Below are 25,422 nucleotides of genomic sequence, written 5' to 3'. Positions count from 1 at the left end.
GAACCAAAGAAGCGGCACCTCATGCACCTACTGGACTCTCAGGAATTGCTCAGGTGGGCGCAATTTGCAGGTCGCCTGCTGAGCGGGCCGCAACGCGCCTCCGCTGGAGGCTGGGTCAGCTACGCGGCCAACGTCAGCGGTCGGCCGACCCGGAACTGATGTGACCCGCCAGACCAAAGGAGCTCCGTGACAGACGCCGGAAAAGAACACGCTGAGCAGGGTGCTGAGCCGATGACGGGAGATGGCGTAACCCCCGGCATCGTGCGGATCGGCGACACCGTTCGTCGGCCAGTTCGTCCGTTCACCGCCACAATCCAGGCATATCTGGCCCACCTGCACCAGGCCGGATTCACCGCAGCGCCCGTCCCGCTCGGCATCGACGAGCAAGGCCGCGAAGTGCTGTCCTTCGTTCCCGGAGATGTTCCACGAGAGCCCCTTCCCGACGAAACCGCCAACGAGGACGTCCTTGTCGCACTGGCTCGGCTCATCCATCGGCTGCACAACGTCGCGCAGGGCTGGGTCCCTCCTCTTGACGCCACTTGGGGAGGCATCCCCGGATCCAAAACCGTCCCCATCGGTCCGGTGGATGGGGAACCCGAACTTGTCAGCCACCGCGACTACTGCCCCGGCAATGTCGTCTTCCGTGACGGCGTGCCCGCGGCCCTGATCGACTTCGACCTTGCTCGTCCGACCACGCGGCTCTACGACATCGCCAATGCCCTCTACTGGTGGGTGCCCCTGCTCGATCCGCGTGACAGGGCACCGGCGTTCACCGATCTTGACGCTCCCCACCGGGTTGCCGTCTTTGCCGACGCGTACGGGATGACGGCCCAGCAGCGCGAAGAACTGGTGCCCCTGGCGGCCCGGATGGTTCACCGCTTCCACCTGACCGCCCGGGCCGCAGCCGACGTCGATCCGGTGTTCCGACGCTTCTGGGAACAAGGCGTCAGGGACCGGATGCCCAGGGCCGAAGCATGGCTTGCGCAAGCGGGCCCCGCCATCGCGGCTCGGCTCACAGCAACCGCCCCGTACAAGCACACCTGAGGAAGGGGCATTCGGATGTCCGACGTCGCCAGAGGGCGTTGAGTGGACGGCATGATCTCGGCGCGGTGACGGCCGGATGCCTCACGTTCCGCTCTGCCACCCCACTAGGACGGGCTGACCCGCCGGGGGTGGCGATCAAGGGAGCTGGGTATTACGTCGTCCCCCGAAACAGCAGGAGGTACGCATGCGGGTGCGGTTCACCGAGCCTCAGGAGTGGGATGGGATCACGGCGGAGGAGCTGAGCATCAATGCGGCGCGGGTGGTGTTCCTCAACGCTGACGGCAAGATCATCATTGAGGCCGACGCAGACGTGATCCGGTCGGTCGATCAGGGCAGCACGGCGCGGATGGGACGGCTCCGGGAGGCGCATCCCAATCACGGTGTGGCGTGGCAGGAGCACGAGCGGACGACGTTGCGCGAGATGTGGGCGGCCAAGGTGCCGATGCCTGAGCTGGTCAAACACTTCGGGCGATCACGCAACTCGATCGGTAGTGAGGCGAGGCGGCTGGGTCTGCCGAAGGACCGCGAGGTGAGGGGCGGTTGAGACCGGGCGATGTCGCCGGCCCGGGCGGGCGCGGCCTGTGCTGAGCGGTCGGGAGCGCGCAAGCCATGGCAGCCGCGCCCGTCCCGGCGTCCGGTAGGCAGGCAGCGCGCCGGGCCAAGCCGCCGGGACGGGCGCGCGGGGTAGGGGCCCCGCGCTAGCCCGGTCCCGCGCGGCGCTGGTCCCGGCGCGCTGAGCTGCCGTTGGCGGTGCGCCGGGGAGGGCGCGGCGCGGCGGGCGCGGGAGCGCCCGGCAGCGTCGCGCGGGCCGTGCACGGCCGGGACGTGGCGGCGCTCCCGGGTGAAGCCGCCCGAACGCTTGGCTCTTCGGCGGACTCGACGCCGAGTGGTCGGCGCGGGGCGCGTGCTCGGACGAAGTCCACGCGGCGGAGGCTCGTCCGGTGCCGGGAGGCGCAACGCGCCGACCGGCCACCGCGACGACGCCGCACGCCGCGCCCTTGATCTAGTAGGGAAACTCCTCACACAAGCAAGCGAGACGTGCATTCCGCTGAGCACGCCCTCAACGGCAAGGGGTGGCAGGACCCCGTCGGACACCTGGACCAACCGGAGAAGGGGCACGCCCCTGTAGGCGTTCTGGTGTACCGAATGGCCACCGGCGTCTCTCCATCCTCGGCCCGGCGCGGCCTCGACCTGGTTAGGCTCGTTGCCCGAGAATTGATACGTGTCGAAGTCGGCAACGTAGGAGGGGCAACGTTGATCAGCCCGTACGTGCGACGGCTACGTCTGGCCGATGAGTTGAAGCAGCTACGCGCCGAACACAGCGTGACGCACGAGCAACTGGTGAAGCGCTCCGGGATCACGCGTCAGCAGATCTCTCGGCTGGAGAATGGTCGAATTCCGCCGGATCTGGACGATGTGATCTCGATCCTGGACGCCCTCGGCGTTGATGGTCACAGATGGACCGAGATGACCACCATCGCACGTGAAGCCGCCGAACGCGGATGGTGGGACGGTATCGCCAAGGTCATCGGCGAGCGGCAGGCGATGTTCGCCGATTTGGAGGCTGGCGCAGAGACGATCCGCGAATACCAGCAGACCCTGATCTCGGGGCTGCTCCAGACCGAGAGTTTCACCCGGTCTCGGATTGAACGCAGGGGCGGAACCCTTGCGCTCCCACCCGGAGCCACGGTGCAAGGCGTGCTGAGTGGCCGGGCCAAGCGGCAGCGGATGTTGCACCGTCCCGGCGGTGGCCCGGCATACGAGGTGATCCTCGATGAGTTCTGCATCCTGCGTCAGCCTGTGCCGCCTGGCGTGTTCCGCGAGCAACTACTGCACCTGGTAGAGGAGTCGGCCGCCCGCGACAGCATGACGATCCGGATCCTGCCGGTCGCGGCGGTGATCTCCGAGTACGACATCCCCTCGTCCGGCTTCTCGATCTATGACTACCCGGCAGGTGATCCGACAGTCGTCGGAATCGAGGGCGTGACCACCGATGTCATGTTGACCGAAGCCGACCAGACGGCGCGGTACGAGATGATCTTTAACAGTCTCCGCGAGGCCACTTTGTCGGTGGCGGAGAGCCGCGACTACCTGATCAAGGCGGCTGAGACGCTGCCTGGCATGGAATAGGAGCCCCCACATGAGTAGCCGAGACAGCTTCACGGCTTGGCGGAAGTCCAGCCGGAGCAAGGATGATTCCGAGTGCGTGGAGGTCGGGGCGGGGGCTGGTGTGATCGGCGTGGCAGACACAGCCGATTTGGGGTCAGGTCCAATCCTCGAATTCAGCCGCCCGAATTGGAGCGACTTCATGGAAGAGATCAAGAAGCGGTAGGCGCACCTGGGCGAACGTGTTAGCCCTCCCACCAGCACGAACAGCACCTAAGGGCCGGAGCCGAAGCTCCGGCCCTTACGCATGTGATCACTCCGCGTGAGGGCACATCACACGTTGGCATTGCCCGAAGTCTCGTACGGTCCGATACTCGATACGGTTGCGAGTTTCGGTCGATCTTGTATCGGGCTACGTGCGACATTGAGGGCCGTACTGCACATACTCCGCTCCCGACGGGACTGATCAAAGAGCGCAACCCCCAAGACGCAAGCGGCCCCAGCACAACGGTGCGCGAACACCAGTGCCGGGGCCTTGCCCGACTGGAAGGAGTCGGACCAATGCACAACCTATCGGACGCGGTGCCGTGCGCATCGCCGGAGATAGCGGGGGCCGTTGCGGTGTCGGCCGTGACGCTGGAGCGGATCGGGTTGCTGGCGGGTCTGCTGGCTGACCTGCGGCATTTCAAGGTGTCGGCTCGCCTGGTCTCGCCGTCGTCGGGTGAGCCGGTGTTGATGGTGCTCGCGCCGATGTCGGGGCGCTGGTTCCCGGTGACGGTGACGCGGGACGTGCATGACCGGTGGGTGTTCGGCTGGCTGGGGCGCTGGGTGGCGGCGGACGAGTCGGCGGTGGCTGCGGCGCGGATCGCCGGGGTCGTGCGGTGATGGCCTGGGAGTTGGTGGTGTCGCGGCGGCTGGTTTCGCAGTGCGGCGGTCGGCTGGATGTGCGAGCGGTGCGGGCGCAGGTGCGGGAGTGGCTGAGCGCTCGCCCTTTGCTGGTGGATCTGGACGTGGTGGATCTGGCGGTGGCGGAGATCGTGACGAACGCGGCGCGGCACACCGCGTCCGGTCGGGAGGGCGGCGGCGTGGACGTCGCGGTGCGCACGGTCCATGAGTCGGAGTCCGCGGCGGCGCTCGCCGTCCGCGTGGAGATCACCGATGACGGTGGGGCCGTGGGCTTCCCGGTGTTGCCGTGTAAGGAGGACGCGTTCGAGGACGCGGACCTGTGCGCGGAGTCCGGTCGTGGGCTGGGGATGGTGGCCATGATGACCGACCGGGCCGGGGCGGTGCTGGAGCGCGAGGGCGAACGGCGGCGGTGGCGGGTCTGGTTCGAGGTGCCCGTCTGCGCGGGCTCGGAGGTACGGGCGTGAGGGCGCTGCGGGCCTGGCGGGTCGGGCATCGGGTGTCTCTGACGTGCTCGGTGGAGTGCCTGGGCCTCCCCCGACGTATCGCCGTGGTGGTGCGGGAGGCGGCGGGGGCGGCTCCGCTGGGGGCCACGGTCGGTGCGGTGGTGCTGCTGGTTGATCAGGGGCTCGTTGGGGCGCTGGGCCTGTCGGCGCGGGATGCGGCTCGTCTGGTGTCGGCGGTGGAGGGGCTGGGGCTCGATGTGGAGGCGCTCCACCTGCGAGGGCACACGGTGACGGAGGCGTGTCCGGTGGCGTGCTTGCGGCTGTCGGAAGGGGCTCGCCGGATGGTCACAGAGGCGGGTGTTCGGCATGCCGACCTTTGGGAGTACGAGACACGGCGTCCGACTCTGCATCAGGTCGGCACGGCGGGTGAGGTCCGAGACCTGCTGTGGACCGGCTTCGTCGCAGGGAGGCCGGTCGAGATGGCGGAGCTATTCGCGGCCGTGGGCGCGATGCAGACCGGACGTGGGAGTAGGGCAGGCAACGAGAGGAAGGGACGGCAGTGACAGACCTCGGCGCCCATGGGCGGGACGACCAACAGCTTTGGGCCCCGCTGGATACCTGCATGGCGCTGGCGGAGGACGCGATTCGCTCGGCCATGGCCGGACGTTTCCTCAAGGGCACGGTGGATCAGGTAGTCGCTGCGGCCCGGGACAAGGCGGCCGAGATGGCCGCGAATCGGCCTCTGCCCGGCCGGGGCCACGACGGGCCGGTCCGTCGTGACTGTCCGATTGAGTGCCTGGGGTTGCCCGCTCGTGCGTACAACGGGCTGGTTCGGAGTGACTTCGACTTCGCTCGTTCGATGCGGCCCACTGTTGGTGAGGTGGTGGAGCTGGCGGCGGGCGGACGGCTGGAGGACGCGCGTCAGATCGGTCCGCGAACGGCCGAGCAGATCAACGGGGCCCTTCGGAAGGCGGGTTTCGAGATCGCTCGGCACCACCACGACCATCGGTAGCCAGATCGGCGGTGAGCTGGCGTTGCCCGTGATCCGGCGACTGCGCGTATCGGGGAGAGGGGGCGTGCGGTCGCGGGTCACGGGCTACGCCGTGTTCAAGATCGGCCCTGCGGGAGGTGTCAGGTCAGCGGCCGTGGTTGGGGGCGGTGACGCTGACGGCGATGGCGGGCCACACGCTGACGGTGAGGGTGACGGGCTTGCTCTGAAGGTCAACCCATGTGGTTGCGCGAACGAGGACGCAGTCAGTGGGGGTGAGCCGCAGGGCGGCGGCTTCGTACCGGTCGGGGTGGCGGGCGTTGATCGCGCTGGTGGCGGTGGTGATGGTTCGTCCGGTGTGGGTGGTGACCGCTTCGGGCCATGGCTCGGTGAGTGGGGTGTCGGCGGCGAGTGCGGAGCCTGGTGGGACGTCGGCAAGGTATGACGTGCGCATCTCCAGGGGCGCGTGCCCGTCCCTCGTGGTGATCAGCCGTCGCCGGACGAGAAGCAGCGTGCCGGGCTGGAGTGTGAGCCAGTGGGCCACCTCCAGCGTTGCGGGTTCGGTGCTCACTCTGATCGCGGGATGGACGGTGGTGAGGTGGGCGGGGAGATCGGCACCCAAGGGGACTGCGTGGACGGGGTAGGGCTGCTGCGGCAGTGACGCGGGTCCGTCCGGGGAGGGCTGGGGGTCGCGGATCGTGGCGTCCTGGTCGAACTGGCTGCCGTCGGGGTGGGTGTCGGCGAACCTGTTGGACTCCATGTTGGGGCCGCTGGTGGCGCTGTAGCCGCGCGTGCCCTCGGACCGCGCCCACCCGGCCTCGACCAGTTCCTGCAAGACCCGGCGGGACGTGCGGTGTGAGACGTCGTAGTGGCTTTCGATCTGGGCCCGGGAGGGAAGCAGGGATCCCGGCGGGTAGGTGCCGTTCTGGATGCCCGCGATGATCGCATCGCGGATCGTCGCGTACCGCGCGGCAGTGGGCTCGGGGTTCTTGGCCATTGCTCAAACTCCCTGCGGGGTGGCCGGATCCGGCCACTAGGTAACTCTCCGTAGCTGTTGGTAGCTGCGGCTTTACCAAGTCGTCATCGACGATAGCGTGCCAACTCGGCACGTGCCAAGGTTTCCCGATCTTGCCTGGTAGGCACACTCCATGCACGCAATGTGCCAAGTCGGCACGTGCCAAGGAGGTGCCAAGCCAAGTGGATTTCCGTTTGGACCTTTCGGGTCTCCGGTTCCTGGTCGCCGACACCCCGGAGCAGCGCAAGGACTTCGAGTCTGGCGCGCTCAAGACCGACGCGGAGGGGCGGCCGATGTTCGGCGTCCGTCTGCTGGTGATGGATGGGAAGGGCTCCGCGCCGATCCGGGTCGGGATGGCGGGTGACCCCGGGCTTCCGCAGGCCACGTTCGTCAAGGTCGTCGGGCTCACGCTGCACGTGATCGAACGGAGGGGTGAGTCCGTCCAGTGGTGGACGGTCGACCGGTTGGAGCCCGACCCGGACATGCCCACGATGATCCCGTCGCCCGAGACGGCGACGCCGAAGGGGTCGGGCAAGTGAGGCGGGCGGCGGGCGCGAGCGGCGGCCTGGTCACGGTGGCGGTCGGGCTGAGCGACCCGTGGGAGTGGGGCGCGGCGAACTACGTGATCACGCTCGCGTCCGCCGGGCCGGTGCGTCTGGAGTACGTGATGGGCGACGGTGCAGAGGGCCGTTCCTGGTTCCGGCACGTGGGCGTCCGGGAGCGCAAGCGGCGGCGGGTGCTGCGCAAGTTGGTCGAGTGCGGCGCGCTGGAGGGCGCGGGGATGCGCGGTGGGCCGGGGGTGCCCGCGCCGTACGGGTGGCTGTACGTGGCGGCCGAGGGCCGGACGGCGGTGGTGCATCTTCCGCCGGATGGGTGCATCGGTGGCGTGCCGGTCGGGAAGCTGTTGGGCGGCCTGGTTCCGCGTGCGACGTGGCGTGGGCTGCGGGTGCTGCGGGATCGGGCGTGGCAGGAGTGGGCGAACGCCTCTCATGGCGGCCTGCGGCCGGTGGCGGAGGCGACGATCCGGGACGGCGGGCCGCGTCTGGTGGGCGGCGTGATCCAGGCGGCGGCGAACGGCGCGCCGGTGGACGCGGGCCCGGCTCCGCTGGCAGGCGCGGACACCACGATGCGGGACGCCACGCCCCCGGCCACGGTGATCTCGGATGGGACGGTCGTGGATGCAGCGTCGATGGGGCCGGATGACGTGCGGGTGGCCGGGGCGGGTGAGGTGGGGACCGGTCCGGCCGGTCGGCTGCCGTCGGCGTTGCGGCCGGACACCGAGCCGGGCGGCGACGTGGAAGGGACTGTGTCCGATCAGGCGTCGGAGGGGCGGCGCTGGTGAGCGGGCGACGCCAGGTGTCGGGAGTCCAGGCACGTGGGAGGGTCGGGCTGCCGCCGGTGCGTCAGCGTCCGGACCTGCCGGTGCGGGCTCACCTGACGGTCTCCGGCTGGCTGCTGCTGTGGGTCGTGCGGCCGTCGTGGTTGTGGCGGCGGGAGATCGCAGCGGTTCTGCTGCTGGCGGGGGTCGGCGTGCTGGGCTGGTGGTGGCGCGGCTGGACGGGTGCCCTGGTGCTGCCGGATGCGGTGGTCACGGTGGCGGTGTGGGTGCCGTGGTCGCGGCGGTGGCTGATCGCGTCGTGGCGGCGGGCGCGGCTGCGGCGGCACTGGGACCGGGGGTGCCGGTTCGCGGACCTGACCACGATCAACGACCGGATCCCGCGCGTCCGCAGGGACCGGCAGGTGCCCGCCGGGGATCGCCTGTTGGTGCGGGTGCCACGTGGGACGACGGTCGGGGATCTGGAGGACGCGGCCGAGCGGATCGCCGCGACGCTCCGGGTGCGTGAGGTGCGGGTGGCGCGTGATGGGGACCGTGCCGACCTGGCGCACGTGGACATCGTCCGGCGTGACCCGTTCGTGAATCCGGCGGACCCGGCGGTGAGTGAGGCCATTCCCTGGCCGTGGCGGCATGCCGGGCGGGTGAGTCTGCGTGACCCGATCCCGGTGGCGGTGGATGAGATGGGCGACGTGGTGTACCTGCGCCTGGAAGGCAAGAACATCCTGATCGGAGGTGAGCCGGAAGCGGGCAAGTCGGCGGCGTTGTCGCTGCTGCTGGCTGCGGCGGCGCTGGACCCCACGGCGCGGGTGTGGGGGTGGGACGCCAAGCGGGTGGAGCTGGCGTTGTGGCGGCCCATCCTGGAGCGCATCGTGTACGGCGACATTGGGGCGGCCATCGGACAGATGGAAGATCTCAATGCCGAGATGGACGGCCGGTACGAGCACATGGAAGAGTGCGGCAAGCGGCTGTTCGGGCCGGAAGACGGGCCGGTCATCCTGGCGGCCGTGGACGAGATGCGGTTCTACACCGCCAGCCCGGATCGCCGGGAGTCCAAGCGGTTCAACGCGCTGGGGATCGACCAGACGGCGCGGGGCCGGGCAGCGCGCATCGTGGGCGCGCTCGCGACACAGAAGCCCTCGGGGGACGTGGTCCCGACGGCATGGCGTGACCTGATCGCCTACCGATGGGCGATGCGGTGCACGACGCGGGACGCCAGTGACACGATTCTCGGCGCGGGGATGGCGGCGGCCGGGTACGACGCGAGTCTGATCGACGTGCGGGCTCGTGGGGTGGGCCTGCTGTACGCCGAGGGTGAGCTTCCGCGCCGGGTGAAGTCCTTCTACCTGGCCGACGACGACATTCGGGCGATCGTGGCGCGCGGCCTGGAGCTGCGTCGCGCCGGGTCCGCGCGGGCCTGACGCCCTCCCTTCTCCCCTTCTCTTCTTCCTTCCTTTGTGGCCTCGGTGTGGCGGGGTCGGCGGGAGCGTGCCCGCCGCGCCTGGGGTCGCCCCTTCTCTCAGAGAGGTGACGCATGTCGATGGTGGAGCGTCTGGCCGGGCGGGTGTGCCCGTGCGCGGCGGAGATCTCCGGGCGGGTGTACCCGGTCCCGGTGAGCGCGTTCGGTGAGGACTTCGGCCCTGACCTGGTGCGCGAGGTCGCGGAGGTCCTGGTGGCGCGGGGTTACCCGGTGGTGGTGGAGGACACGGCCGACTGGTACGCGCTGTGGGCGTGCCTGTGGCGCTACGTGCACGGCTACCGGGGGCCGGGGCGGCACGCGGCGTCCGCTGGGCCGGTCGCGGACGGTGGCGAGGGCGAATGAACGAGCACGGACAGGATGCGGTGCGGCTGGCTGGTGAGCGGGCGCGGGCTCGGCTCGGTGGTGTGCTGGCGGGGATGGTGGCGCGGGTCGCCTCGGAGGGTGAGTGGCGGGCGTGGGCCCGTCAGGTGGAGCGGGCGGGGCATTGTGCGCGGCCGGTGAGGATCGCCGGGAGTGCGGCGGCGGTGGACGCGGCGACGGGTGAGGTCCGCGCGGCCTACGCCTCGGCTGCCGCGCCGGATGGGGTGTTGCTGGTGCCGTGTGGGGATCGGCGGGCGTCGGTGTGTCCGCCGTGTGCGGCGCGGTATCGGGCCGACACCTGGCATGTGATCGCGGCGGGTCTGCGGGGCCGGGCCGGGTCGGGCGCGGGGGATGCAGTGCCGGAGTCGGTGGCCGGGCATCCGGCGGTGCTGGCGACGTTCACCGCTCCGTCGTTCGGGGCGGTGCACCGGGCGTCGGGTGATGGGCCGTGCCGGGAGCGGCGGGGGCGGCCTCGGTGCCCGCACGGGGTGCCGGGCTGGTGCGACGCTCGGCATGGGGACGGGGATGTGCTGGTGGGGCGTCCGCTGTGCTGGGACTGCTACGCCTATGCCGACCACGTGCTGTGGCATGCGGCGGTGCCGGAGCTGTGGCGGCGCACGGTGATCTACGTGTACCGGGCCTTGGCGCGGTTGGCGACCGAACGGACCGGTTCGCGGGTGAGCGTGCGGGCGGTCCGGTCGTTCGCGCGGGTGTCGTACGTCAAGGTTGCCGAGTACCAGCGGCGGGGCGCGGTGCACCTGCATGCGGTGATCCGCCTCGATGGGGTGGACACCGGTGATCCGGGCCGGGTGGTGCCTCCTCCTGCTTGGGCGGACGCGGGGGTGCTGGCGTCTGCGGTCTGTGATGCGGCGGGCCGGGTGGTGGTGCCGCTGCCGGAGGTCGGTGGGGACATCGGCCGGTCGCTGGGTGGTGCGCGCGGTCGAGTGGTGCGGGCGGCCCGGTGGGGTGGTCAGCTCGACGTTCGGACGATCGATGATCCGGCGCGGGTGGCCGGGTACCTGGCCAAGTACGCGACGAAGAGCGCTGGGGATCTGTTCGCGGGGCTGCCGTCTCGGGCGTTCGGGTCTCGTGAGGTGGATCGGATCTCCCGGAAGGTCGCCAACCCTCACGTGATGCTCCTGGTGCTGGCGTGCCTGCGGTTGTCGCGTCGGCCGGAGTGCGCGGGGCTGCGGCTGGACCGGTACGTGCACACGCTCGGCTACCGGGGGCACTTCGCGACCAAGTCACGGTGGTACTCGGTCACGTTGCGGGTGCTGCGGGGGGTGCGGCGGGCCTGGCGCGTGGAGCGGGCCGCGCGGTCGGGGCGGGCTGACCCGTGGGCGCTGGCGCGTGCGGAGTCGGCGGGGCTGGTGCTGGTCGGGGACTGGGCTTACGCCGGGTCGGGGTGGGCGCGCGCGGGTGACGCCGACCTGGCCGCGTCGCTCGCACGTGACCATGCGGCGGCGCGTGAGGCGTCGGACCTGGCCGTGGTCGTGCGGGTGGGTGAGGGGTCGTGACGGCGCTGCTGGGGTTGCTGGTCGCGGTCGTGTTGCTGCGGTTCCTGTTCCGGATGCCGTTCGGGGGCACCCGGCCCGGCATGGTCCGGATCACCTTCCGGACGCCGTGGCGGTACCGGCATCCGGGGCTGTTCCGGGCGGGGGTCGCGGTGCTGGTCCTGGTGGTGTTGCCGGTGCTGTTGCTGGCGCACTCGTGCGGGTGGTGGGGCGTGTGAGGCAGGTACGCGCACGGTCGGTGCTGTCGGGGCTGGCTGATGTGGGGTTCCGGCGGTGCATCACTCCGCGTCTCGTGTCGTGGGTGTACGTGGCAATCGTGGCGGCGGTGACCGCATGGGCGTTGGCGGCTGTCGCGATCGTCGGCGGGATCGCGGCGTGGCTGGGGCCGGGCTGGTGGGTGGTCGCGCCGGTCGTGGTCGGTGTCGCGGTCGTGGTGCTCCTGCTCGCGCGGGTCGCGTGTGAATGGGTGCTGATGGTGTTTGCGCGCGGTCACACCTTGGCCGAGGACGCGCGCCGCAAGGCCGCACGTGAAGCGGTGGACGAAGCGACGAAGACGGACGGCGGGCTGCCGGGAAGGGACGGCGGGGCATGAACGACTTCGAGCGGAGGACCGGGGACCGGTGGCGGCGGGTGTGGGTCGGGACTGGGCTGCTTGCGATGGCGGTCGCGCTTGTAGGGCTGGTGGGCTTGGGCGTGGTCGCGACGTCCGGTACCGATGCCGGGCGTACCTCCGCCTCGGTGACCGCTGGTGAGGGGCCGTCCCTGCCGCCACGTGTGGCGGTGCCCAACTGGAGCGCGGACGACATGCGGGCCGCGCTTGCTGGGCCGAAGCAACTGGGGCGGACCTTCAAAGAGATGAAGCTTCCGCGCCAATGGTGGGGACTCATCGACGGTCCGGGCGTGACCGGCTGCTACGAACGCGCGTGGCGGCCCGAGGATGGCGGCCTTGATGAACCGGCCCTCGTGGAGCGGTACGGCTGGCGCAAGATCAAGGGACAACTCGGCGGCGACGGGTACGCGATCCAAGCGCTGGTGTACCGGACCGAGTACGAGGCGGCGGCGGGGTACGTGCGGTTGGAGTGGCTGGCCGACCACTGCGCGCCGACCTACGACCGGGGGCGGCGTGAGTACGTGCAGTACCGGGGGTGGGGTGGGCGGCGCTGGTACTCGGCCCGGGAGCATGAGCGGTGGTCGATCCTGGGCCGGGACTCGGGCCCGAACTGGGGGGCGTTGCGGGTCCTGGAGCGCAGGGACGCCGAGCGGGCCACGCTGGGCATCCGCACGGTGCGGCGGGTGGTCGACTACGTGTGGCGCGGGTCGGTGATCCTCGTCCAGACGGTCAACCTGTACCAGCGCGGGGCTGCCAGCGGAGATGCGGGCGTCCTGGCGGCCTCGGCGCGGATGCTGGACCGGACCGTGCACGCGATGGACGCCCCGCAGTGTGTCTGGGGTCGGGCGTACATGTGGTGTCGCACGGTCCCCTTCGGCACTCGACGCTAGCTGGGGTCGTGGCGCTCGCCGTGGCCTGCGGGACGGCGCGGCGGGCGCTGTGGCCGGGACGCATTCGAAAGACGCGCCGCTTGCGGCTCCGCTATTCCCAGGGCGCGAATAGCGGCAGAAATTCAAGGGCCTTTACCGGCGGGTGGTCGGTGGGGTGGTGGGCGGTCCGGAAGTCCGGCCGGTTGCATTCCAGGGACGTTTCGTCAAGCGATGTGACGGAATTCGTATGGCTGGATAATGGCCGTTTGCGGTCACTGGCCTCCTCGACAGTTCCGCACGGTCAATCTGGCCCGCACGTGGCCCGTGGGTGCATTTATTGGAGGGTTGGCAATGGCGGCTATTGATGCACTGACGGTCCGCGACATGGCCTCTGAGCTGCGCGTAGGTAGGTCCACGGTGTATCGCTGGCTCGCCACTGGGCGTGGACCCAGGATTTTCAGATTGCCTAACAATGAGATCAGAATTCATCGCGCAGATTTCATAGAATGGGTGGGTCGGCTCGAAATCGACCGGAAGGGATCATGAGGTGGCCGGACGGCAGGACATCCAATTCTGGCAGATCCGCAAGCGGGCGAACAGGCGCAAGCCGCAGGAAGTGCGGTGGCGCGTCGGGACCAAGTCATTCAGTCGCTCATTCCTCACCAAGGCCCTGGCGGAGAACTACCGGAGCGATCTTATGCGGGCCGCTCGGGACGGTGAGGCGTTCTTGCTGGCGACTGGTGAGCCGCTGTCGTGGGAGCGGTCGGCGGAGACCGTGCTCGCGCACGCGCGGGCGTTCATGAGGATGCGGTGGGCCGACGGCGGCGCTCCGAACACGCGCAAGTCGCTGGTGCGTGGGCTGGCACCGGTCGTCCTGGCCACGCTCGACAAGCGGGCGGCCACACGCAACCGGCCCGCCGAAGCGACGCTTCGCAAGGCGCTCAGTCACTGGGCGCTGCGCCCGCCCGCCTGGGAGCAGAGTCCGCCGGAAGACGTCGCGGAAGCGCTGACCTGGCTGGCCAAGGCGTCCCGGCCGGTGGCGGATCTGGCGGACGTCGGAGAGCTTCGGGAGCTGCTCGGCGCGCTGGCGCTCAACAGCCGGACGACCGAACCGGTCGCGCATTCCACGATGCGGGTGCGCCGTGCGACGCTGCATGCGTTCCTGGATCACGCGGTGGAGCGCAAGCTGCTCACCGCGAATCCGCTCACGGGCCTTCGGACGCGGAGGCGTCGTGTCAGTGACCGGATCGACCCTCGGCGCGTGCCCAACCTTGAACAGGGGCGGCGGCTCCTCGCGCACATCCCCGAACGCGGCGGCTACCTGCGAGGGTTCTTCGGCGTGCTGTACTACGCCGGGACCCGTCCGGCCGAAGCCCGCGCGCTGCGGCTGGCGGACTGCACCCTTCCCGAGACCGGATGGGGTTCCCTGCTGCTGGGCGGGTCGCGTCCGGAGGTCGATGAGATCTGGACCGACGGCGGTGATCGGTTCGGGGAACGGGAACTGAAGCATCGGGCGGAAGGCGACACGCGCTCGGTGCCCATCGCGCCCGCCCTGGTCGCGATGCTGCGCGAGCACGTCAAGACGTACGGGACGGCCCCGGACGGACGGCTGTTCTGGGAGAACACCGAGAGCCGGGGACCGGTGTCCGGTCAGGCTTACCGGCGCGTCTGGACTGCGACGCGCAAGGCGGCGCTGACCGAGGAAGAGCAGGCATCCAAGCTGGCTGTGCGCCCGTACGACCTGCGGCACGGACACGCCTCCCTGCTCCTGTCGATCGGCGTCGCCCCCACGGAGGTAGCCCGGAGGCTGGGGCACTCGGTGGCCATGCTGTTCACGACGTACGCGCACTGGCTCGTCGGCCTGGAAGAGCAGGCCAACGCGCAGATTGACCGCGCACTGGGCGGCGACGACACCCCGCTGACCAGCGAAAACGACCCCTCCGGCGACGGGCCATCCACGGGCCAAACCGGCGGGCCCGAAGCGGCCTAGCCGCATACGCGCAGGTCAGGGCCTCAAGCGCCGCGCGCTCTAGTTCTCCACAGATCGCTGGACGAGTGGCGATGGTCGGTGGCGGCCGGTCACGCTGGGTCACATGAACACCGAACTGTTCCGCCGTCTCCACCCGCTCTTCAGCGCCTTCCTGACGCCGGAGACCGCCGGGATCCTGCTCTCCCTCGCCCGTCCGGCCCTGCGCCTGATCTCCGGCGGGTCGGCCGCCGTGTACCTCGGTGGCCACCCGTTACTTCCGCCCGGCGAGCCTTGGCCGACGACGGCGGGCCGCCCGATGGAGCATCTCGGCACGATCGACCTCGCCGCGATTCCGTCCCTGGACGGCCTGCCCACGCTGGGGCACGCCTCGTTCTACCACTCGGGCGTCACGCCGAGCCCGTGGGACGACGCGTCCGGGCCGAGGGAGGCGTGGCGCGTCTACGCCCGTGATCTGGAACCGGCGGAGTCGCCCGTCTCCACGTCCTCGTCTGCGGCTCGGTCCTGGGGCGTGGCCCCGTTCTGGTCGCTGCCGAGCCCGCTGGAGCCGACGCTCGACCTGCTGGAACAGGCCCGCCCCGGCACGCTCAGCCCGTATGGGGCCCTGTACGGGAGTTGGCTCGATCAGGTCTGGCCGGATGACGGTCCTCGCCATCAGATCGGGGGATGGCCCGTACTGCTTGAAGCGGGCCGTCCTGTCGGGCCCGAGGAGCCCTGCGCGGTCAACGCTGACGTGCCGAAGCCACCGCCGTATCCCGATGCGGAGGCGGTGGCGTCCACGCCGATGCGCGAACGCAGGAGCGACCAGGTCCTTCGCCTGACCGACCATCGAGGCGCCTCCGGCAAGAGAAGCCGTCGCCGTCCGGTGCCGAGTCTCCGAGATCCGCTTCAGCCGCGTTTCGGGAGAATCCAGCCCCGGTACGCGATGTCGAGCGCTCTCGTGCCGCCGCCGCTGGTCAGCGTGCCCGCCCGCTCTGTTGGGAACGCGCCTGGTCAGCCCACTGCATGTCATCCCTCTGAGGCGGAGGATGGCGACCGTTCTGCCATGAAACCCGTCTCCTCCGGGTTGGATCGCGGACGCTTCGGGAGTGGCAGCGACCCCGCGTTCGTGTATCCCCGAACGCCGCGGCGGTCGGTCTCCGTCCTTCCGGCGAATGTGGACTCGACCCGCTTGGAGGAGGTCAGAGCCGCCATCGCAGCGGCGAGGTCGAGATCGTCCGAGGATCAGGACGTCCTCGACAGGGAGGCGAAAAGGGCGTCCGATGCCCGGAAGGCCGAAACGAAGAGGCTCGCTGATCGACTCCGTACAGGCCTCAACAGCAGGCGACTGATCCTGCAGTTGGACGCAGATCCGCGCCTGGGCTGGTTCTGGGGCGATCCGGGGTGCCTGTTGTTCACGGTCGAGCCGGACGCGCCATTGGAGAGCGCCTGGCTCAACCGGCACGCACTCTGATACGCGCCAGCCGTCCTGGAGGTTCGGCTCGTGTCTCTGCCGCGTCCGCCGATGTTCTTGGTGGTGCGGGTCAGGTGGGCGTGCTGCGGCGGTGAAGGGCCACCAGGTAGCCGGTCGCCGCCACCCCGCACCAGAGCACGAGATGCAGCAGAACAGTGGGGAGTGCGGCTTGCAGCTTGGACGGGCCGTCGTGGGCCGCCTTGATCCAGTCCAGGTAGGGGATGGCCAGGAAGCTCAGCCGACCAAGGCCGAGTAGGAGTGTCGCCGTCAGAACGGAGAGCAGCGCCAGAAGGGAGGTGCCGGAACCGGGAATGATCGCTCGGCTGCTCCAGGCGCCGATGAAGGTGCCGGCCGCGGAAGCGAGTGCGGCTAGCAACACGGCGGAGAGCGTGGTCTTCACGGGCACGCCGACCGTCAACGCCTGGAAGAGGGGGGCGGCGAACAAAAGGAGGCTGAGGGCGGCACTGGCGATGAAGGCCGCGAGCAGTCCCGCGACAGCGGATCGGCGGACGGCCAGCAGGGTGAGCCATCGCTGCACGGTGGGTTGGGTGTCGAGCAGCGAGCGGGTCGTCCAGGCCGAGAGCAGCACCATGAACGCCGCGGCGTCCCCGTAGGTGCCCGTGGCGAGCTTGACCGGGTCGGGCCCGGACGGCCACTGGCCGAACACCAGCATCACCAGCAGCAGAGCGACGATCAGGGAGGGGAGGAACCTCATCGAACGGAGATACCCGGCGAGCTGAAAGCGGATGAGCGCGATCATGAGCGGCGGACCCTCCGAACGGTCCGTCCGGCGGCACGCAGCCCGCGTTCGACATCGTCGGCCTCGTCCACCCGAACGACCACCTCGAGCACCGTCCACCCGGCAGGAACCTCGGCCCCTTGTGTGGGATGCACGGCGTCTTCGGCAGGAGTCATGAACGCCTCTGCCGGAATCACGGATCCTCCAGAGGGGATCACTGCCGGTTCGGCAGGCGGCAGAGAACCTTCGGCGAGGACGTCGGCCCCGTCCGGGAAAGGCTCGGGGCGTCCGGCTGAGGTGCCGGACTCGGAGGGGCCAGACGCGCTTGCTGGGGAGGGCTCGAAAGCGGACGGCTCCATCCTGCCCGGGGGAGCAGATTCATCCGCCACTGCAGGTTCGTCCGTCACCGCCGAGGCCGACGCGTGGACCCTGGGTGAGGCGATGTCGGCCCTTACCGAGGTTGGCGCGTCGGCGCAGGGTAGTGCAGGTGCATCGCTCGGCACATGGTCTGGTGCGTTGGCGTTGGCGTTGGCGTGGGTTGGGGTGGGTGCGCCCGCCATCGCTCGGGGTGCCGCCGAGGCCGTGGGAAGGGCCGGTGCGTTCGCGGTGAATGGGGAGGGCGCGTTGGAGCCGGGTGGGGTGGGGGTTTCCGCTATCGCTTGGGTTGGCGCGTTAGTCGAGGACAGGGCGGATGTGTCCGACTTCGACACGGTTGGCTTGTTGGCCTGGGGGCGGGTGGCTGCGTTCCCGTCGGAGGGGGCAAGGGCGTCCGCTGGGCTTGGGGGTGTTGTTGGGGCTGGTGCGGATGTTGCCATCGAGGGTGGGGCGACTGCGATTGCAGGGGCTGGTGTGTTCGGGGCGGGTGCGGTTGGTGTTTGCGTTGAGGTCGGGGAGGTCGGGGAGGTCGGGGAGGTCGGGGAGGTCGGGGTTGTTGGGGGGAGTGTGGTCAGGGTGGTGTTGGACAGGTGGAGGTGCTTGAGGGCTGGGAGATGGGGGGTGGCTTCGGGGTGGTGAAGGACGCGTTGGTGGTCGCTGAGGACCATCGTCGCGCCTTCGGCGGCGAGGGTGGCCAGGAGTTTCGGGAGGAGGGCCAAGGTCGTGGCGTCCAGGCCGGAGAAGGGCTCGTCCAAGAGGAGAAGTTTCGGCGCCGGGAGCAGAGCCTGGATGAGGCCGACCTTCTGGGCACTGCCCTTGGAGAGTTCGGGGAGGGGGGTGTTCAGCAGGTGGTCGAGTTTGAGGAGGCTCGTCCAGCGAGCTGAGGAGTTGGCTGGGAGTCCGTGGAGTGCGGACATGTGCGCCAGGTAGGCGGTCACTGTGAACGGCTGCTCGGTGGGGAAGCGCTCTGGCGCGTAGCCGATTGAGGCAGGACGTTCGGTGATGGCGCCGTGGCGTGGTCGGTGGAGTCCGGCGAGCAGGCGGAGCAGGGTCGATTTGCCCGCGCCGTTCGGCCCGGTGAGTTCGACGATGTCGCCGGGGTGGAGGGCGAGTGAGACGTCGCGGAGAACCCAGGGGCCGCGGCGTCCGTAGCGGAAGGCGACACTGTCGAGACGCATAGGCTGCGCACGTTAGTGGGCGCGGGCTAAAGGCGGCGTGAGTCGCGGGAGGACAGGGCTGATGGTGGACAAGCCGTGTGTGTTCTGCGAGATCATCCGGGGCGAGCATCCGGCGCACGTGGTGCTCGACGAGCCGGAGGCGATGGCGTTCCTGGATGCCAGGCCGCTGTTCAAGGGGCACACGCTGCTGGTCCCGCGTGAGCATCACGAAACGCTCGTCGACCTTCCTGAGGAGCAGGTCGGTCCGCTGTTCGCCCAGGCTCGACGGTTGGCCGGGGTGATGGAGACCGAACTCGGGGCGGCCGGATCGTTCGTCGCGGCCAACAACCGCATCAGTCAGAGCGTCCCGCACCTGCACGTCCACGTCGTCCCCCGGAACCGGAAGGACGGGCTGAAAGGCTTCTTCTGGCCTCGGCACAAGTACGAGTCCGACGAAGAGGCCGCGAAGTTCGCCGCCCGTCTACGCGCTGCCCTCGGCTGATCGCCACTCACTCCCCGGACCATCCCGTCAGACGCTGCTGCCGAGTCGTTGGGTGAACCTTGGGCGGCGCTGTTTCGAGTGTGGTGGGTGGGACGCGGAGTGTTGGGGGTGGGCCGCGTGCCTGGAGTGGCGTGGGGTGTCAAGGGGCCGGCGAGCGTTGTGAGTGGTGCGCCGCTTGTTGGGTGTCTCGGCCGCGCCTGGAGTCGGTGTTAGGCGTCGAGGGGGCGGGGGGTGAGCGTGGGTGGGCGGTGCACGGGGTGTTGTGGGGCGTGGGCCGCGTGCCTGGAGCTGGCGTGGGGCGCTGACGGGCCGGGGGAGAGTGTCGTGGGTGGTGCGCCGACTGCGGGGGGCGTGCCTGGAGTTGGTGTTGGGCGTTGATGAGGTGGGGTGAGTGTTGGGGGGGCGGAGTGTTGCGGGGCGTGGGCGGCATGTCAGGGGTTGGCGTTGGGGGCCGGGGCCGGGGGCCGGGGCCGGGGGCCGGGGGTGAGCGTCGTGGGCGGTGCGCCGACTGTTGGGGGTGTGGGTCGCGTGCCTGGAGTTGGCGTCGGGTGCCGAAGGGTGGAGGTGGGTGGTGCGTGGGGTGTTGGGGGTGTGGGGTGCGTGCCTGGAGTTGGCGTGGGGTGCCGAGGGGAGGGCGAGCGCCGTGGGCGGTGGGCATGGGTGGGGTGGCGAGAGTTGAGAAGGGGCCGCCTAGAGCCGGGGGGTGAGAAGGGGCCGCCTTGGGTTGGGCGCTGAGTGGTTGCGCCTGGTGCTGGGGGTGGGGCAGAAGTGGGGCTGGGGGTGCTTGGCGGGGGCGGGGTGGGTGGTGCCTTTGGGGTGTCGCGTGCTGTGGTGGGCGTGGTTCGGATGGGGGTCCAGGGGCGGGCCGGGCTGGTGGTGGGCGGGGTTGTTAGTGGGTGCCCCAGGTGTAGGTCTGTTTGCGGAGTTTGAGGTAGACGAAGCTCTCGGTGGAGACGACGCCGGGGACGGCTCGGATGCGGCCCAGGAGTTCGAGGAGTTGTTCGTCGTCCTCGCAGACCAGTTCCACGAGGATGTCGAAGGAGCCGGCGGTGATGACGACGTAGTCGATGGCCTCGATGGCGGCCAGGGCGTCGGCGATCTTCTCCAGGTCGCCCTCGCACTTGACGCCGATCATCATCTGGCGGGAGAAGCCGAGCATGAGGGGGTCGGTGACGCCGACGATCTGCATGACGCCGGTGTCCAGGAGCTTCTGGACGCGCTGCCGGACGGCGGCCTCGGAGAGGCCGACGGCCTTGCCGATCGCGGCGTAGGAGCGGCGGCCGTCCTGCTGCAGTTGCTCGATGATCTGCTTGGCGGTCTCGTCGAGCGGGACGGCGGTGCGGCGCGGGTTGCCGGCGGGTGGGCGGCGCTCCGGGGCGCGGTCCGACATGGTGGCGTCTCCTTGGTGCGGCATCATGGGTGATGGTCGGGCTGGTTGATGGATTCAGTCGTGAAACTGGATCGTAACAACGGAATCCCTTGTCAAAGCGGGGAACCTCTGTCAGGGTCGGGGCCAACCACAGTTCCGGCTGCGGCGGCCATCAGGAAGGGGTCGATGATGACCAGCGAGCAGGCGACCAGGCTGCGCAACTTTATCGGCGGCGAGTACGTCGACGCCAAGGACGGCAGGACGCTGGAGGTGATCGACCCCAGCACCGGTGAGGTATGGGCCTCGTCGCCCAATTCCGGCGCCGAGGACGTGGACGCCGCGTTCCGCGCCGCCGATGAGGCGTTCCCCGCCTGGCGCGACGCCACGCCGAAGGACAGGGCTCTGGCGCTGCTCCGGTTCGCCGACGCCGTGGAGGCCCGCGCTGGGGACCTCGTGGCCGCGGAGTGCCGGGACACGGGCAAGCCCCTGCAGCTGACGGCGGACGAGGAGATCCCGCCGATGGCGGACAACCTGCGGTTCTTCGCCGGGGCGGCGCGCATCCTGGAGGGCAAGGCGACGGCCGAGTACATGGCCGACCACACCTCCTCGGTCCGGCGCGAGCCCATCGGGGTGTGCGCGCAGGTCACGCCGTGGAACTACCCGATGATGATGGCGGTCTGGAAGTTCGGGCCGGCGCTCGCGGCGGGCAACACCGTGGTGCTCAAGCCGTCCGACACGACCCCGGCGAGCACGCTGCTGCTCGCCGAGATCGCCGCCGAGTTCCTGCCTCCGGGCGTGTTCAACGTGGTCTGCGGCGACCGTGACACCGGACGGGCGCTGGTCGCGCACCCGACCCCGCAGATGGTGTCGATCACCGGCAGCGTCCGGGCCGGGATGGAGGTCGCCCGCGCGGCGGCCGATGACCTGAAGCGCGTCCACCTGGAGCTGGGCGGCAAGGCCCCGGTCGTGGTCTTCGACGACGCGGACATCCAGGCCGCGGCTCAGGGGATCGCCGGCGCCGGGTACTTCAACGCCGGGCAGGACTGCACCGCGGCGACGCGCGTGCTGGTGGCGGAGCGGCTGGCGGACGACTTCACCGCCGCGCTCGCCGAGGCCGCGCGAGGCACGACGGTGGGCCCGCCGAACCCCGGCGCGGACGCCGACTACGGACCGGTCAACAGCCAGGCCCAGCTCGACCGGGTCAAGGGCTTCATCGACCGCGCGCCGGACCACGCCCGGCTGGAGGCCGGCGGCGAGCGGGTCGGCGACCGCGGCTACTTCTTCGCCCCGACCGTCGTCAGCGGCCTGCGCCAGGACGACGAGATGGTGCAGAACGAGATCTTCGGCCCGGTGATCACCGTGCAGCGCTTCTCGGACGAGCGGCAGGCCCTCCAGTGGGCCAACGACGTCAAGTACGGCCTTTCCGCGAGCGTGTGGACCCGGGACCACGGCCGTGCCATGCGGATGACCAAGGCGCTCGACTTCGGCGCCGTCTGGGTCAACACGCACATCCCGTTCGTGTCGGAGATGCCGCACGGTGGCTTCAAGCACTCCGGCTACGGCAAGGACATGTCGATGTACGGAGTGGAGGACTACACCCGGATCAAGCACGTCATGCACTACATCGGAGCCTGATCGAGGTCCTGGCACCCCGTCCCCGTCCCCATTCCCATCCCTGTCCCGATGAGCCGTCCCGACGAGCCGTTCGGATGGTTCGTTCGGGTGGTCCGTCCGATGAACCTTTTGGGTGGACTGTTCGGATGGGTGAGGTGTGGGAGCCGGGTTCCTTGACTTGATCTGCGACGTTCACTCATTCGTGCCTATGCCCCTGCTGCCCTCCCGCTGTCAGACCGTCCGTGGGAGGGAACGTCCCCGGCCCCCGGGGCTGGCCCTGTCGGGGTGGTCGCTCGCTGTGTTCGCCCAGGCGGCACCACGCTTCTCCGGCAGAACGGTCCGACGACGTCAGATCGGCGATGTCGGACGAACGGATCCTGCACGCCAGGCCGGATCGGCGAGCTCGAGCCAGCGAGCCGGGATCGCGGACCCGGACCGGCGGACCCGGACCCGGTTCCACGGACCCGGTTCCACGGACCCGGTTCCACGGACCCGGTTCCACGGACCCGGTTCCACGGGTCTGGGGTGTCGGGGTGGATCGGCCAGGCGGGCGGACGTGGTCAGACCGGCTGGTCCAGGTCGGCGGATCTGGGGCGAGGGGTTCGGAGCGCGGGCTCTGGCGGTGGTGTGTGGGGCTGTGGTCGTTCTTCGGAATCCGGAACGTGTCGGAAGGTCTGGTGATGGAGCTCGATCAGCCGGACGCCCGGGGGTTGCTCGTCCGTTTCACGGGTGGCCGGTGCCGGTGGCCACGGGCGTCGGGCCTTCGCCGGGCGGGGGCGGCTCGCGGTGTGGTGGCTCGGGACCTCCCGGGTGCGGCGGGCGGGTCGGCTTGCGTGGACGGCGTGCCGGGCAGGCGGGTCGAGCTTGGCCGTTCGGGCCCAGGGGCGGACCGGACGGGTGGGGCCGACGGGTGGGGTCCCGGGGCCCGGTATCGGGCTCAGGTTGTTGGTCATGGGTTCTCGCGGCCGGGGGCGTGGCGCGGGAGCCGGAAGTCGATCGACGGCGCGGAGGACGAATCCGTGTCGCCGCATAGCATCTGGACGTCGCTTCGGCGTGTCCACCGAGGTCGGACCCCCGTGCGGGTCCGGCCGACGGCCGAACCCCCGGCGGGGGAGGCCACCCCCCAGGCGCCCCGTCCAGGGAGCGCAGCCCTCCGATCCCCGTGAAGGACCGTGTCATGACCGAGACCCAGCACGCGCCCACGCGCGACGACCCCGGGCGTGCCGGGGACGCCGTTCCCGCGATCGAGCTCGCCGGAGTGCGCAAGGAGTACCACGCGTACGGCGAGACCGTGGCGGCCGTCCAGGGCGTGGACCTCACGATCGCGCAGGGGGAGTTCTTCTCCCTGCTCGGGCCGTCCGGCTGCGGCAAGACGACCACCATGCGCATGATCGCGGGCTTCGAGGAGCCGTCGGCGGGTGAGGTGTACCTGCACGGCGAGTCCGTCACGGGGGTGCTGGCGAACAAGCGCGACGTGAACATGGTGTTCCAGTCGTACGCGCTGTTCCCGCACATGAGCGTGTTCGAGAACGTGGCGTTCGGGCTGCGCCGGAAGCGGGCGCCGAAGGCCGAGATCGCCGCGCGCGTCACCGAGATGCTGAAGATCGTCGACCTGACCGGGCGGGAGAAGCGGCGTCCCTCGGAGCTGTCCGGCGGGCAGCAGCAGCGGGTCGCGCTCGCGCGGGCGCTGGTGAACCGGCCGCGGGCGCTGCTGCTGGACGAGCCGCTCGGCGCGCTCGACCTGAAGCTGCGGCAGGCCATGCAGGTCGAGCTGAAGCGGATCCAGCGCGAGGTCGGCATCACGTTCGTGTACGTCACGCACGACCAGGGCGAGGCCCTGACGATGTCGGACCGGATCGCCGTCATGAACGACGGCCTGGTCGAGCAGCTCGGCTCGCCGCGGGAGATCTACGAGCGTCCGGCCAGCAAGTTCGTCGCCGGGTTCATCGGGACGTCCAACCTGCTGAGCGGGGAGGCCGTGGAGAGCGGCGGGGGGAAGGCGACGCTCAGGCACGGGGACGGCGGCTGCATCTCGGTCGTCCTGGGGGACGGGCAGAGCGTCGCGGCCGGGGACACCGTGGAGCTGACCGTCCGGCCCGAGAAGATGCAGATCACCCCGGACGACCCGGGCGACGGCCTGTGCCGGGTGCCGGGACGGGTCAGCGAGGTCGTCTACCTGGGCACGTCCACGAACTACAACGTCACCACGGACGCCGGGGCGGACGTCGTGGTCTTCGTCCAGAACGCCATGAACGCCGAGGACGTCGCGCGCCGCGGCGACAGGGTGTGGCTCTCCTGGGAGTCCCAGCACTCCTACCTGATCGGGAGCACCGAGTGACGGGCCCCGCGGCCGACCCGGCGCTGCGGCGCGGGCTGACGACGCGGCGCGGGTTCCTCGGGGCCGTGGGCGCTCTCGCGGGCGCGGCGGCGCTCTCGGCGTGCAGCATCCCCGGACGCGGCGGCAACGGGGTCGTCACCCAGGCGATGATCGACGACTACTGGCGCGGACGCACCGGAAAAGGCCATGTGAACTGGGCGAACTGGCCCGGCTACATGGAGGACGACCACTCCACGATCAAGCAGTTCTCCAAGGAGACCGGGATCTCGGTCACCTACAAGGAGGCCATCCAGGAGGCCGCGGACTGGTTCGGGAAGATCCAGGCGCCGCTGGCAGCGAACCAGTCGATCGGGTTCGACCTGATGGTGGTCACCAACGGCATCCAGTTCACCGAGCTGGTCGAGCTCGGGTACCTCGCGCCGCTCGACCACAAGCGGCTGCCGAACTTCGCCAAGTACGCGAGTGAGAAGGCGAAGCGGCGGTCCTACGACCCGGGCAACGTGTTCAGCGTCCCGTACATGTCGGGCCTGACGGGCATCGCGTACAACACCAAGTACGTGAAGGAGCCGATCACCAGCATCCGGCAGCTCTTCGACCCGAAGTACAAGGGCCGGGTCGGGATGATGAGCGACTCGCAGGAGCTCGGCAACTTCGGCATGATCGCGGCCGGGATCGATCCGGAGAAGTCCACCGAGGCCGACTGGAAGCGGGGCGGCGACGTCCTGCGGAGGCAGCGCGACCAGGGCATCGTCCGCAAGTACTACGAGCAGGGCTACATCGACGCCGTCACCAAGGGCGACGTCTGGCTGACGATGGCCTGGTCCGGCGACGTGTACACGCTGTCGAGCCCGGACGTGAAGTTCGTGGTGCCCCAGGAGGGCGGCACGATCTGGAGCGACTGCATGATGCTGCCGAAGACCGCCGCCGACCCGGTGGACGCGATCCGGCTGATGGACTGGTTGTACGCGCCGCAGAACAACGCGCCGCTGACCGAGTACATCAACTACGTGACCCCGGTGCCGGGCGTCCAGGACGTGATCAAGCAGAAGGCGGCGGCCGCGACCGGCGAGGACAAGGCCGACCTCGAACGCCTCGCGACCAGCCCGTTGATCTTCCCGACCGCCGCGGACTACGCCAAGCTGCGCACCTACCGGCCGCTCAGCAACGCCGAACTGCCGCGGTACCAGAAGGTCTTCCAGACGATCTCGCAGGGGGCCTGA

27 protein-coding genes are annotated in these 25,422 nt (G+C 70.1%); 23 read left to right on the top strand and 4 right to left on the bottom strand.

Annotated features, from left to right (window positions below):
- Nucleotides 1-186 precede the first annotated feature (186 nt).
- From P696_RS44250 to P696_RS0109210, 8 genes are all read left to right on the top strand, one after another.
- The gene (locus tag P696_RS44250) at nucleotides 187-1,044 is read left to right on the top strand and encodes a phosphotransferase enzyme family protein (protein ID WP_245627572.1); all 858 of its coding nucleotides are present in this window, start codon (nucleotides 187-189) and stop codon (nucleotides 1,042-1,044) included.
- A 184-nt stretch (nucleotides 1,045-1,228) separates the two neighbouring features.
- On the top strand, nucleotides 1,229-1,588 hold the full coding sequence (locus P696_RS0109235; RefSeq protein WP_026412129.1) for a hypothetical protein: 360 nt from the start codon (nucleotides 1,229-1,231) through the stop codon (nucleotides 1,586-1,588).
- 710 nt (nucleotides 1,589-2,298) lie between these two features.
- The gene (locus tag P696_RS0109230; protein WP_026412128.1) at nucleotides 2,299-3,174 is read left to right on the top strand and encodes a helix-turn-helix domain-containing protein; all 876 of its coding nucleotides are present in this window, start codon (nucleotides 2,299-2,301) and stop codon (nucleotides 3,172-3,174) included.
- 10 nt (nucleotides 3,175-3,184) lie between these two features.
- On the top strand, nucleotides 3,185-3,376 hold the full coding sequence (locus tag P696_RS54095) for a DUF397 domain-containing protein (RefSeq protein ID WP_084337026.1): 192 nt from the start codon (nucleotides 3,185-3,187) through the stop codon (nucleotides 3,374-3,376).
- A 404-nt stretch (nucleotides 3,377-3,780) separates the two neighbouring features.
- Nucleotides 3,781-4,035: a hypothetical protein gene (locus tag P696_RS0109225; RefSeq protein ID WP_157429574.1), complete on the top strand. Its 255-nt coding sequence runs from the start codon at nucleotides 3,781-3,783 to the stop codon at nucleotides 4,033-4,035.
- 68 nt (nucleotides 4,036-4,103) lie between these two features.
- The gene (locus P696_RS52195) at nucleotides 4,104-4,520 is read left to right on the top strand and encodes an ATP-binding protein (protein WP_170026362.1); all 417 of its coding nucleotides are present in this window, start codon (nucleotides 4,104-4,106) and stop codon (nucleotides 4,518-4,520) included.
- A 137-nt stretch (nucleotides 4,521-4,657) separates the two neighbouring features.
- A complete protein-coding gene (locus P696_RS0109215; RefSeq protein ID WP_157429573.1) occupies nucleotides 4,658-5,062 on the top strand; it encodes a hypothetical protein in 405 nt (134 codons plus the stop codon).
- A 59-nt stretch (nucleotides 5,063-5,121) separates the two neighbouring features.
- A complete protein-coding gene (locus P696_RS0109210; protein WP_157429572.1) occupies nucleotides 5,122-5,511 on the top strand; it encodes a DNA-directed RNA polymerase subunit alpha C-terminal domain-containing protein in 390 nt (129 codons plus the stop codon).
- A gap of 124 nt (nucleotides 5,512-5,635) precedes the next feature.
- Here the strand turns inward: P696_RS0109210 and P696_RS0109205 are convergent, their stop codons facing one another.
- A complete protein-coding gene (locus tag P696_RS0109205) occupies nucleotides 5,636-6,484 on the bottom strand; it encodes a UTRA domain-containing protein (protein ID WP_026412123.1) in 849 nt (282 codons plus the stop codon).
- 200 nt (nucleotides 6,485-6,684) lie between these two features.
- Between P696_RS0109205 and P696_RS52190 the strand changes: the two genes are divergently transcribed.
- The 11 genes from P696_RS52190 to P696_RS0109155 all read left to right on the top strand — a co-directional run bounded on the left by P696_RS52190 (nucleotide 6,685) and on the right by P696_RS0109155 (nucleotide 16,108).
- A complete protein-coding gene (locus P696_RS52190; RefSeq protein WP_157429571.1) occupies nucleotides 6,685-7,041 on the top strand; it encodes a hypothetical protein in 357 nt (118 codons plus the stop codon).
- Nucleotides 7,038-7,844 carry a hypothetical protein gene (locus tag P696_RS0109195; protein WP_026412122.1) on the top strand — a complete coding sequence of 269 codons (807 nt, stop codon included), beginning with the start codon at nucleotides 7,038-7,040 and terminating at the stop codon, nucleotides 7,842-7,844. Before P696_RS52190 ends, P696_RS0109195 begins: the two co-directional genes overlap by 4 nt.
- On the top strand, nucleotides 7,841-9,256 hold the full coding sequence (locus tag P696_RS54090; protein ID WP_157429570.1) for an FtsK/SpoIIIE domain-containing protein: 1,416 nt from the start codon (nucleotides 7,841-7,843) through the stop codon (nucleotides 9,254-9,256). Before P696_RS0109195 ends, P696_RS54090 begins: the two co-directional genes overlap by 4 nt.
- A 113-nt stretch (nucleotides 9,257-9,369) precedes the next feature.
- A complete protein-coding gene (locus tag P696_RS0109185) occupies nucleotides 9,370-9,657 on the top strand; it encodes a hypothetical protein (RefSeq protein WP_026412120.1) in 288 nt (95 codons plus the stop codon).
- Nucleotides 9,654-11,192, top strand: coding sequence for a replication initiator (locus P696_RS59030; protein ID WP_084337024.1), 1,539 nt, complete (start codon nucleotides 9,654-9,656; stop codon nucleotides 11,190-11,192). The genes P696_RS0109185 and P696_RS59030 overlap by 4 nt, the downstream gene beginning before the upstream one ends.
- The gene (locus tag P696_RS56830) at nucleotides 11,189-11,407 is read left to right on the top strand and encodes a hypothetical protein (protein ID WP_026412119.1); all 219 of its coding nucleotides are present in this window, start codon (nucleotides 11,189-11,191) and stop codon (nucleotides 11,405-11,407) included. Before P696_RS59030 ends, P696_RS56830 begins: the two co-directional genes overlap by 4 nt.
- Nucleotides 11,386-11,781, top strand: coding sequence for a DUF4282 domain-containing protein (locus tag P696_RS56825; RefSeq protein ID WP_342669005.1), 396 nt, complete (start codon nucleotides 11,386-11,388; stop codon nucleotides 11,779-11,781). The genes P696_RS56830 and P696_RS56825 overlap by 22 nt, the downstream gene beginning before the upstream one ends.
- A complete protein-coding gene (locus P696_RS0109165) occupies nucleotides 11,778-12,689 on the top strand; it encodes a hypothetical protein (RefSeq protein WP_026412117.1) in 912 nt (303 codons plus the stop codon). The genes P696_RS56825 and P696_RS0109165 overlap by 4 nt, the downstream gene beginning before the upstream one ends.
- Before the next feature lie 237 nt (nucleotides 12,690-12,926).
- A complete protein-coding gene (locus P696_RS59230) occupies nucleotides 12,927-13,214 on the top strand; it encodes a helix-turn-helix transcriptional regulator (RefSeq protein ID WP_425394133.1) in 288 nt (95 codons plus the stop codon).
- A gap of 1 nt (nucleotide 13,215) precedes the next feature.
- A complete protein-coding gene (locus P696_RS0109160) occupies nucleotides 13,216-14,658 on the top strand; it encodes a tyrosine-type recombinase/integrase (protein ID WP_026412116.1) in 1,443 nt (480 codons plus the stop codon).
- A gap of 103 nt (nucleotides 14,659-14,761) precedes the next feature.
- Complete coding sequence (locus tag P696_RS0109155; protein ID WP_026412115.1) at nucleotides 14,762-16,108, top strand: DUF1963 domain-containing protein; 1,347 nt, start codon at nucleotides 14,762-14,764, stop codon at nucleotides 16,106-16,108.
- A gap of 70 nt (nucleotides 16,109-16,178) precedes the next feature.
- On the opposite strand, the gene P696_RS52180 is transcribed toward P696_RS0109155, so the two are convergent.
- A complete protein-coding gene (locus P696_RS52180) occupies nucleotides 16,179-16,868 on the bottom strand; it encodes a hypothetical protein (protein ID WP_051467080.1) in 690 nt (229 codons plus the stop codon).
- Nucleotides 16,865-18,400: an ATP-binding cassette domain-containing protein gene (locus P696_RS57365; protein ID WP_084337020.1), complete on the bottom strand. Its 1,536-nt coding sequence runs from the start codon at nucleotides 18,398-18,400 to the stop codon at nucleotides 16,865-16,867. The genes P696_RS52180 and P696_RS57365 overlap by 4 nt, the downstream gene beginning before the upstream one ends.
- Nucleotides 18,401-18,461: 61 nt before the next feature.
- On the opposite strand from P696_RS57365, the gene P696_RS0109130 reads away from it, so the two are divergent.
- Entirely contained in the window at nucleotides 18,462-18,881 is a 420-nt protein-coding gene (locus P696_RS0109130) for an HIT family protein (protein WP_026412112.1), read from the top strand.
- 889 nt (nucleotides 18,882-19,770) lie between these two features.
- Here P696_RS0109130 and P696_RS0109125 read toward each other — a convergent pair.
- Entirely contained in the window at nucleotides 19,771-20,271 is a 501-nt protein-coding gene (locus P696_RS0109125) for an Lrp/AsnC family transcriptional regulator (RefSeq protein ID WP_026412111.1), read from the bottom strand.
- 168 nt (nucleotides 20,272-20,439) lie between these two features.
- On the opposite strand from P696_RS0109125, the gene P696_RS0109120 reads away from it, so the two are divergent.
- The 3 genes from P696_RS0109120 to P696_RS0109110 all read left to right on the top strand — a co-directional run bounded on the left by P696_RS0109120 (nucleotide 20,440) and on the right by P696_RS0109110 (nucleotide 25,422).
- Nucleotides 20,440-21,885 carry a gamma-aminobutyraldehyde dehydrogenase gene (locus P696_RS0109120; RefSeq protein WP_026412110.1) on the top strand — a complete coding sequence of 482 codons (1,446 nt, stop codon included), beginning with the start codon at nucleotides 20,440-20,442 and terminating at the stop codon, nucleotides 21,883-21,885.
- Nucleotides 21,886-23,041: 1,156 nt separating this feature from the next.
- Nucleotides 23,042-24,202, top strand: a complete 1,161-nt coding sequence (locus P696_RS0109115) for an ABC transporter ATP-binding protein (RefSeq protein ID WP_026412109.1) — start codon at nucleotides 23,042-23,044, stop codon at nucleotides 24,200-24,202.
- Complete coding sequence (locus tag P696_RS0109110; protein WP_245627571.1) at nucleotides 24,199-25,422, top strand: ABC transporter substrate-binding protein; 1,224 nt, start codon at nucleotides 24,199-24,201, stop codon at nucleotides 25,420-25,422. Before P696_RS0109115 ends, P696_RS0109110 begins: the two co-directional genes overlap by 4 nt.

The organism is Actinomadura oligospora ATCC 43269 (genome assembly GCF_000518265.1).
Classification (GTDB): domain Bacteria; phylum Actinomycetota; class Actinomycetes; order Streptosporangiales; family Streptosporangiaceae; genus Spirillospora; species Spirillospora oligospora.
Note: the sequence above shows the minus strand (reverse complement) of the source record. Positions and strands in the feature narration are given on the sequence as shown.

Excerpts from the sequence above, each read along its gene's own strand:
- P696_RS0109235 (WP_026412129.1), top strand. The coding sequence starts at position 1,229 with ATGCGGGTGCGGTTCACCGAGCCTCAGGAGTGGGATGGGATCACGGCG.
- P696_RS54095 (WP_084337026.1), top strand. The coding sequence starts at position 3,185 with ATGAGTAGCCGAGACAGCTTCACGGCTTGGCGGAAGTCCAGCCGGAGC.
- P696_RS0109210 (WP_157429572.1), top strand. The coding sequence starts at position 5,122 with ATGGCGCTGGCGGAGGACGCGATTCGCTCGGCCATGGCCGGACGTTTC.
- P696_RS0109205 (WP_026412123.1), bottom strand. The coding sequence starts at position 6,484 with ATGGCCAAGAACCCCGAGCCCACTGCCGCGCGGTACGCGACGATCCGC.
- P696_RS0109185 (WP_026412120.1), top strand. The coding sequence starts at position 9,370 with ATGTCGATGGTGGAGCGTCTGGCCGGGCGGGTGTGCCCGTGCGCGGCG.
- P696_RS59030 (WP_084337024.1), top strand. The coding sequence starts at position 9,654 with ATGAACGAGCACGGACAGGATGCGGTGCGGCTGGCTGGTGAGCGGGCG.
- P696_RS0109165 (WP_026412117.1), top strand. The coding sequence starts at position 11,778 with ATGAACGACTTCGAGCGGAGGACCGGGGACCGGTGGCGGCGGGTGTGG.
- P696_RS59230 (WP_425394133.1), top strand. The coding sequence starts at position 12,927 with ATGGCCGTTTGCGGTCACTGGCCTCCTCGACAGTTCCGCACGGTCAAT.
- P696_RS0109155 (WP_026412115.1), top strand. The coding sequence starts at position 14,762 with ATGAACACCGAACTGTTCCGCCGTCTCCACCCGCTCTTCAGCGCCTTC.
- P696_RS52180 (WP_051467080.1), bottom strand. The coding sequence starts at position 16,868 with ATGATCGCGCTCATCCGCTTTCAGCTCGCCGGGTATCTCCGTTCGATG.
- P696_RS57365 (WP_084337020.1), bottom strand. The coding sequence starts at position 18,400 with ATGCGTCTCGACAGTGTCGCCTTCCGCTACGGACGCCGCGGCCCCTGG.
- P696_RS0109130 (WP_026412112.1), top strand. The coding sequence starts at position 18,462 with ATGGTGGACAAGCCGTGTGTGTTCTGCGAGATCATCCGGGGCGAGCAT.
- P696_RS0109125 (WP_026412111.1), bottom strand. The coding sequence starts at position 20,271 with ATGTCGGACCGCGCCCCGGAGCGCCGCCCACCCGCCGGCAACCCGCGC.
- P696_RS0109120 (WP_026412110.1), top strand. The coding sequence starts at position 20,440 with ATGACCAGCGAGCAGGCGACCAGGCTGCGCAACTTTATCGGCGGCGAG.
- P696_RS0109115 (WP_026412109.1), top strand. The coding sequence starts at position 23,042 with ATGACCGAGACCCAGCACGCGCCCACGCGCGACGACCCCGGGCGTGCC.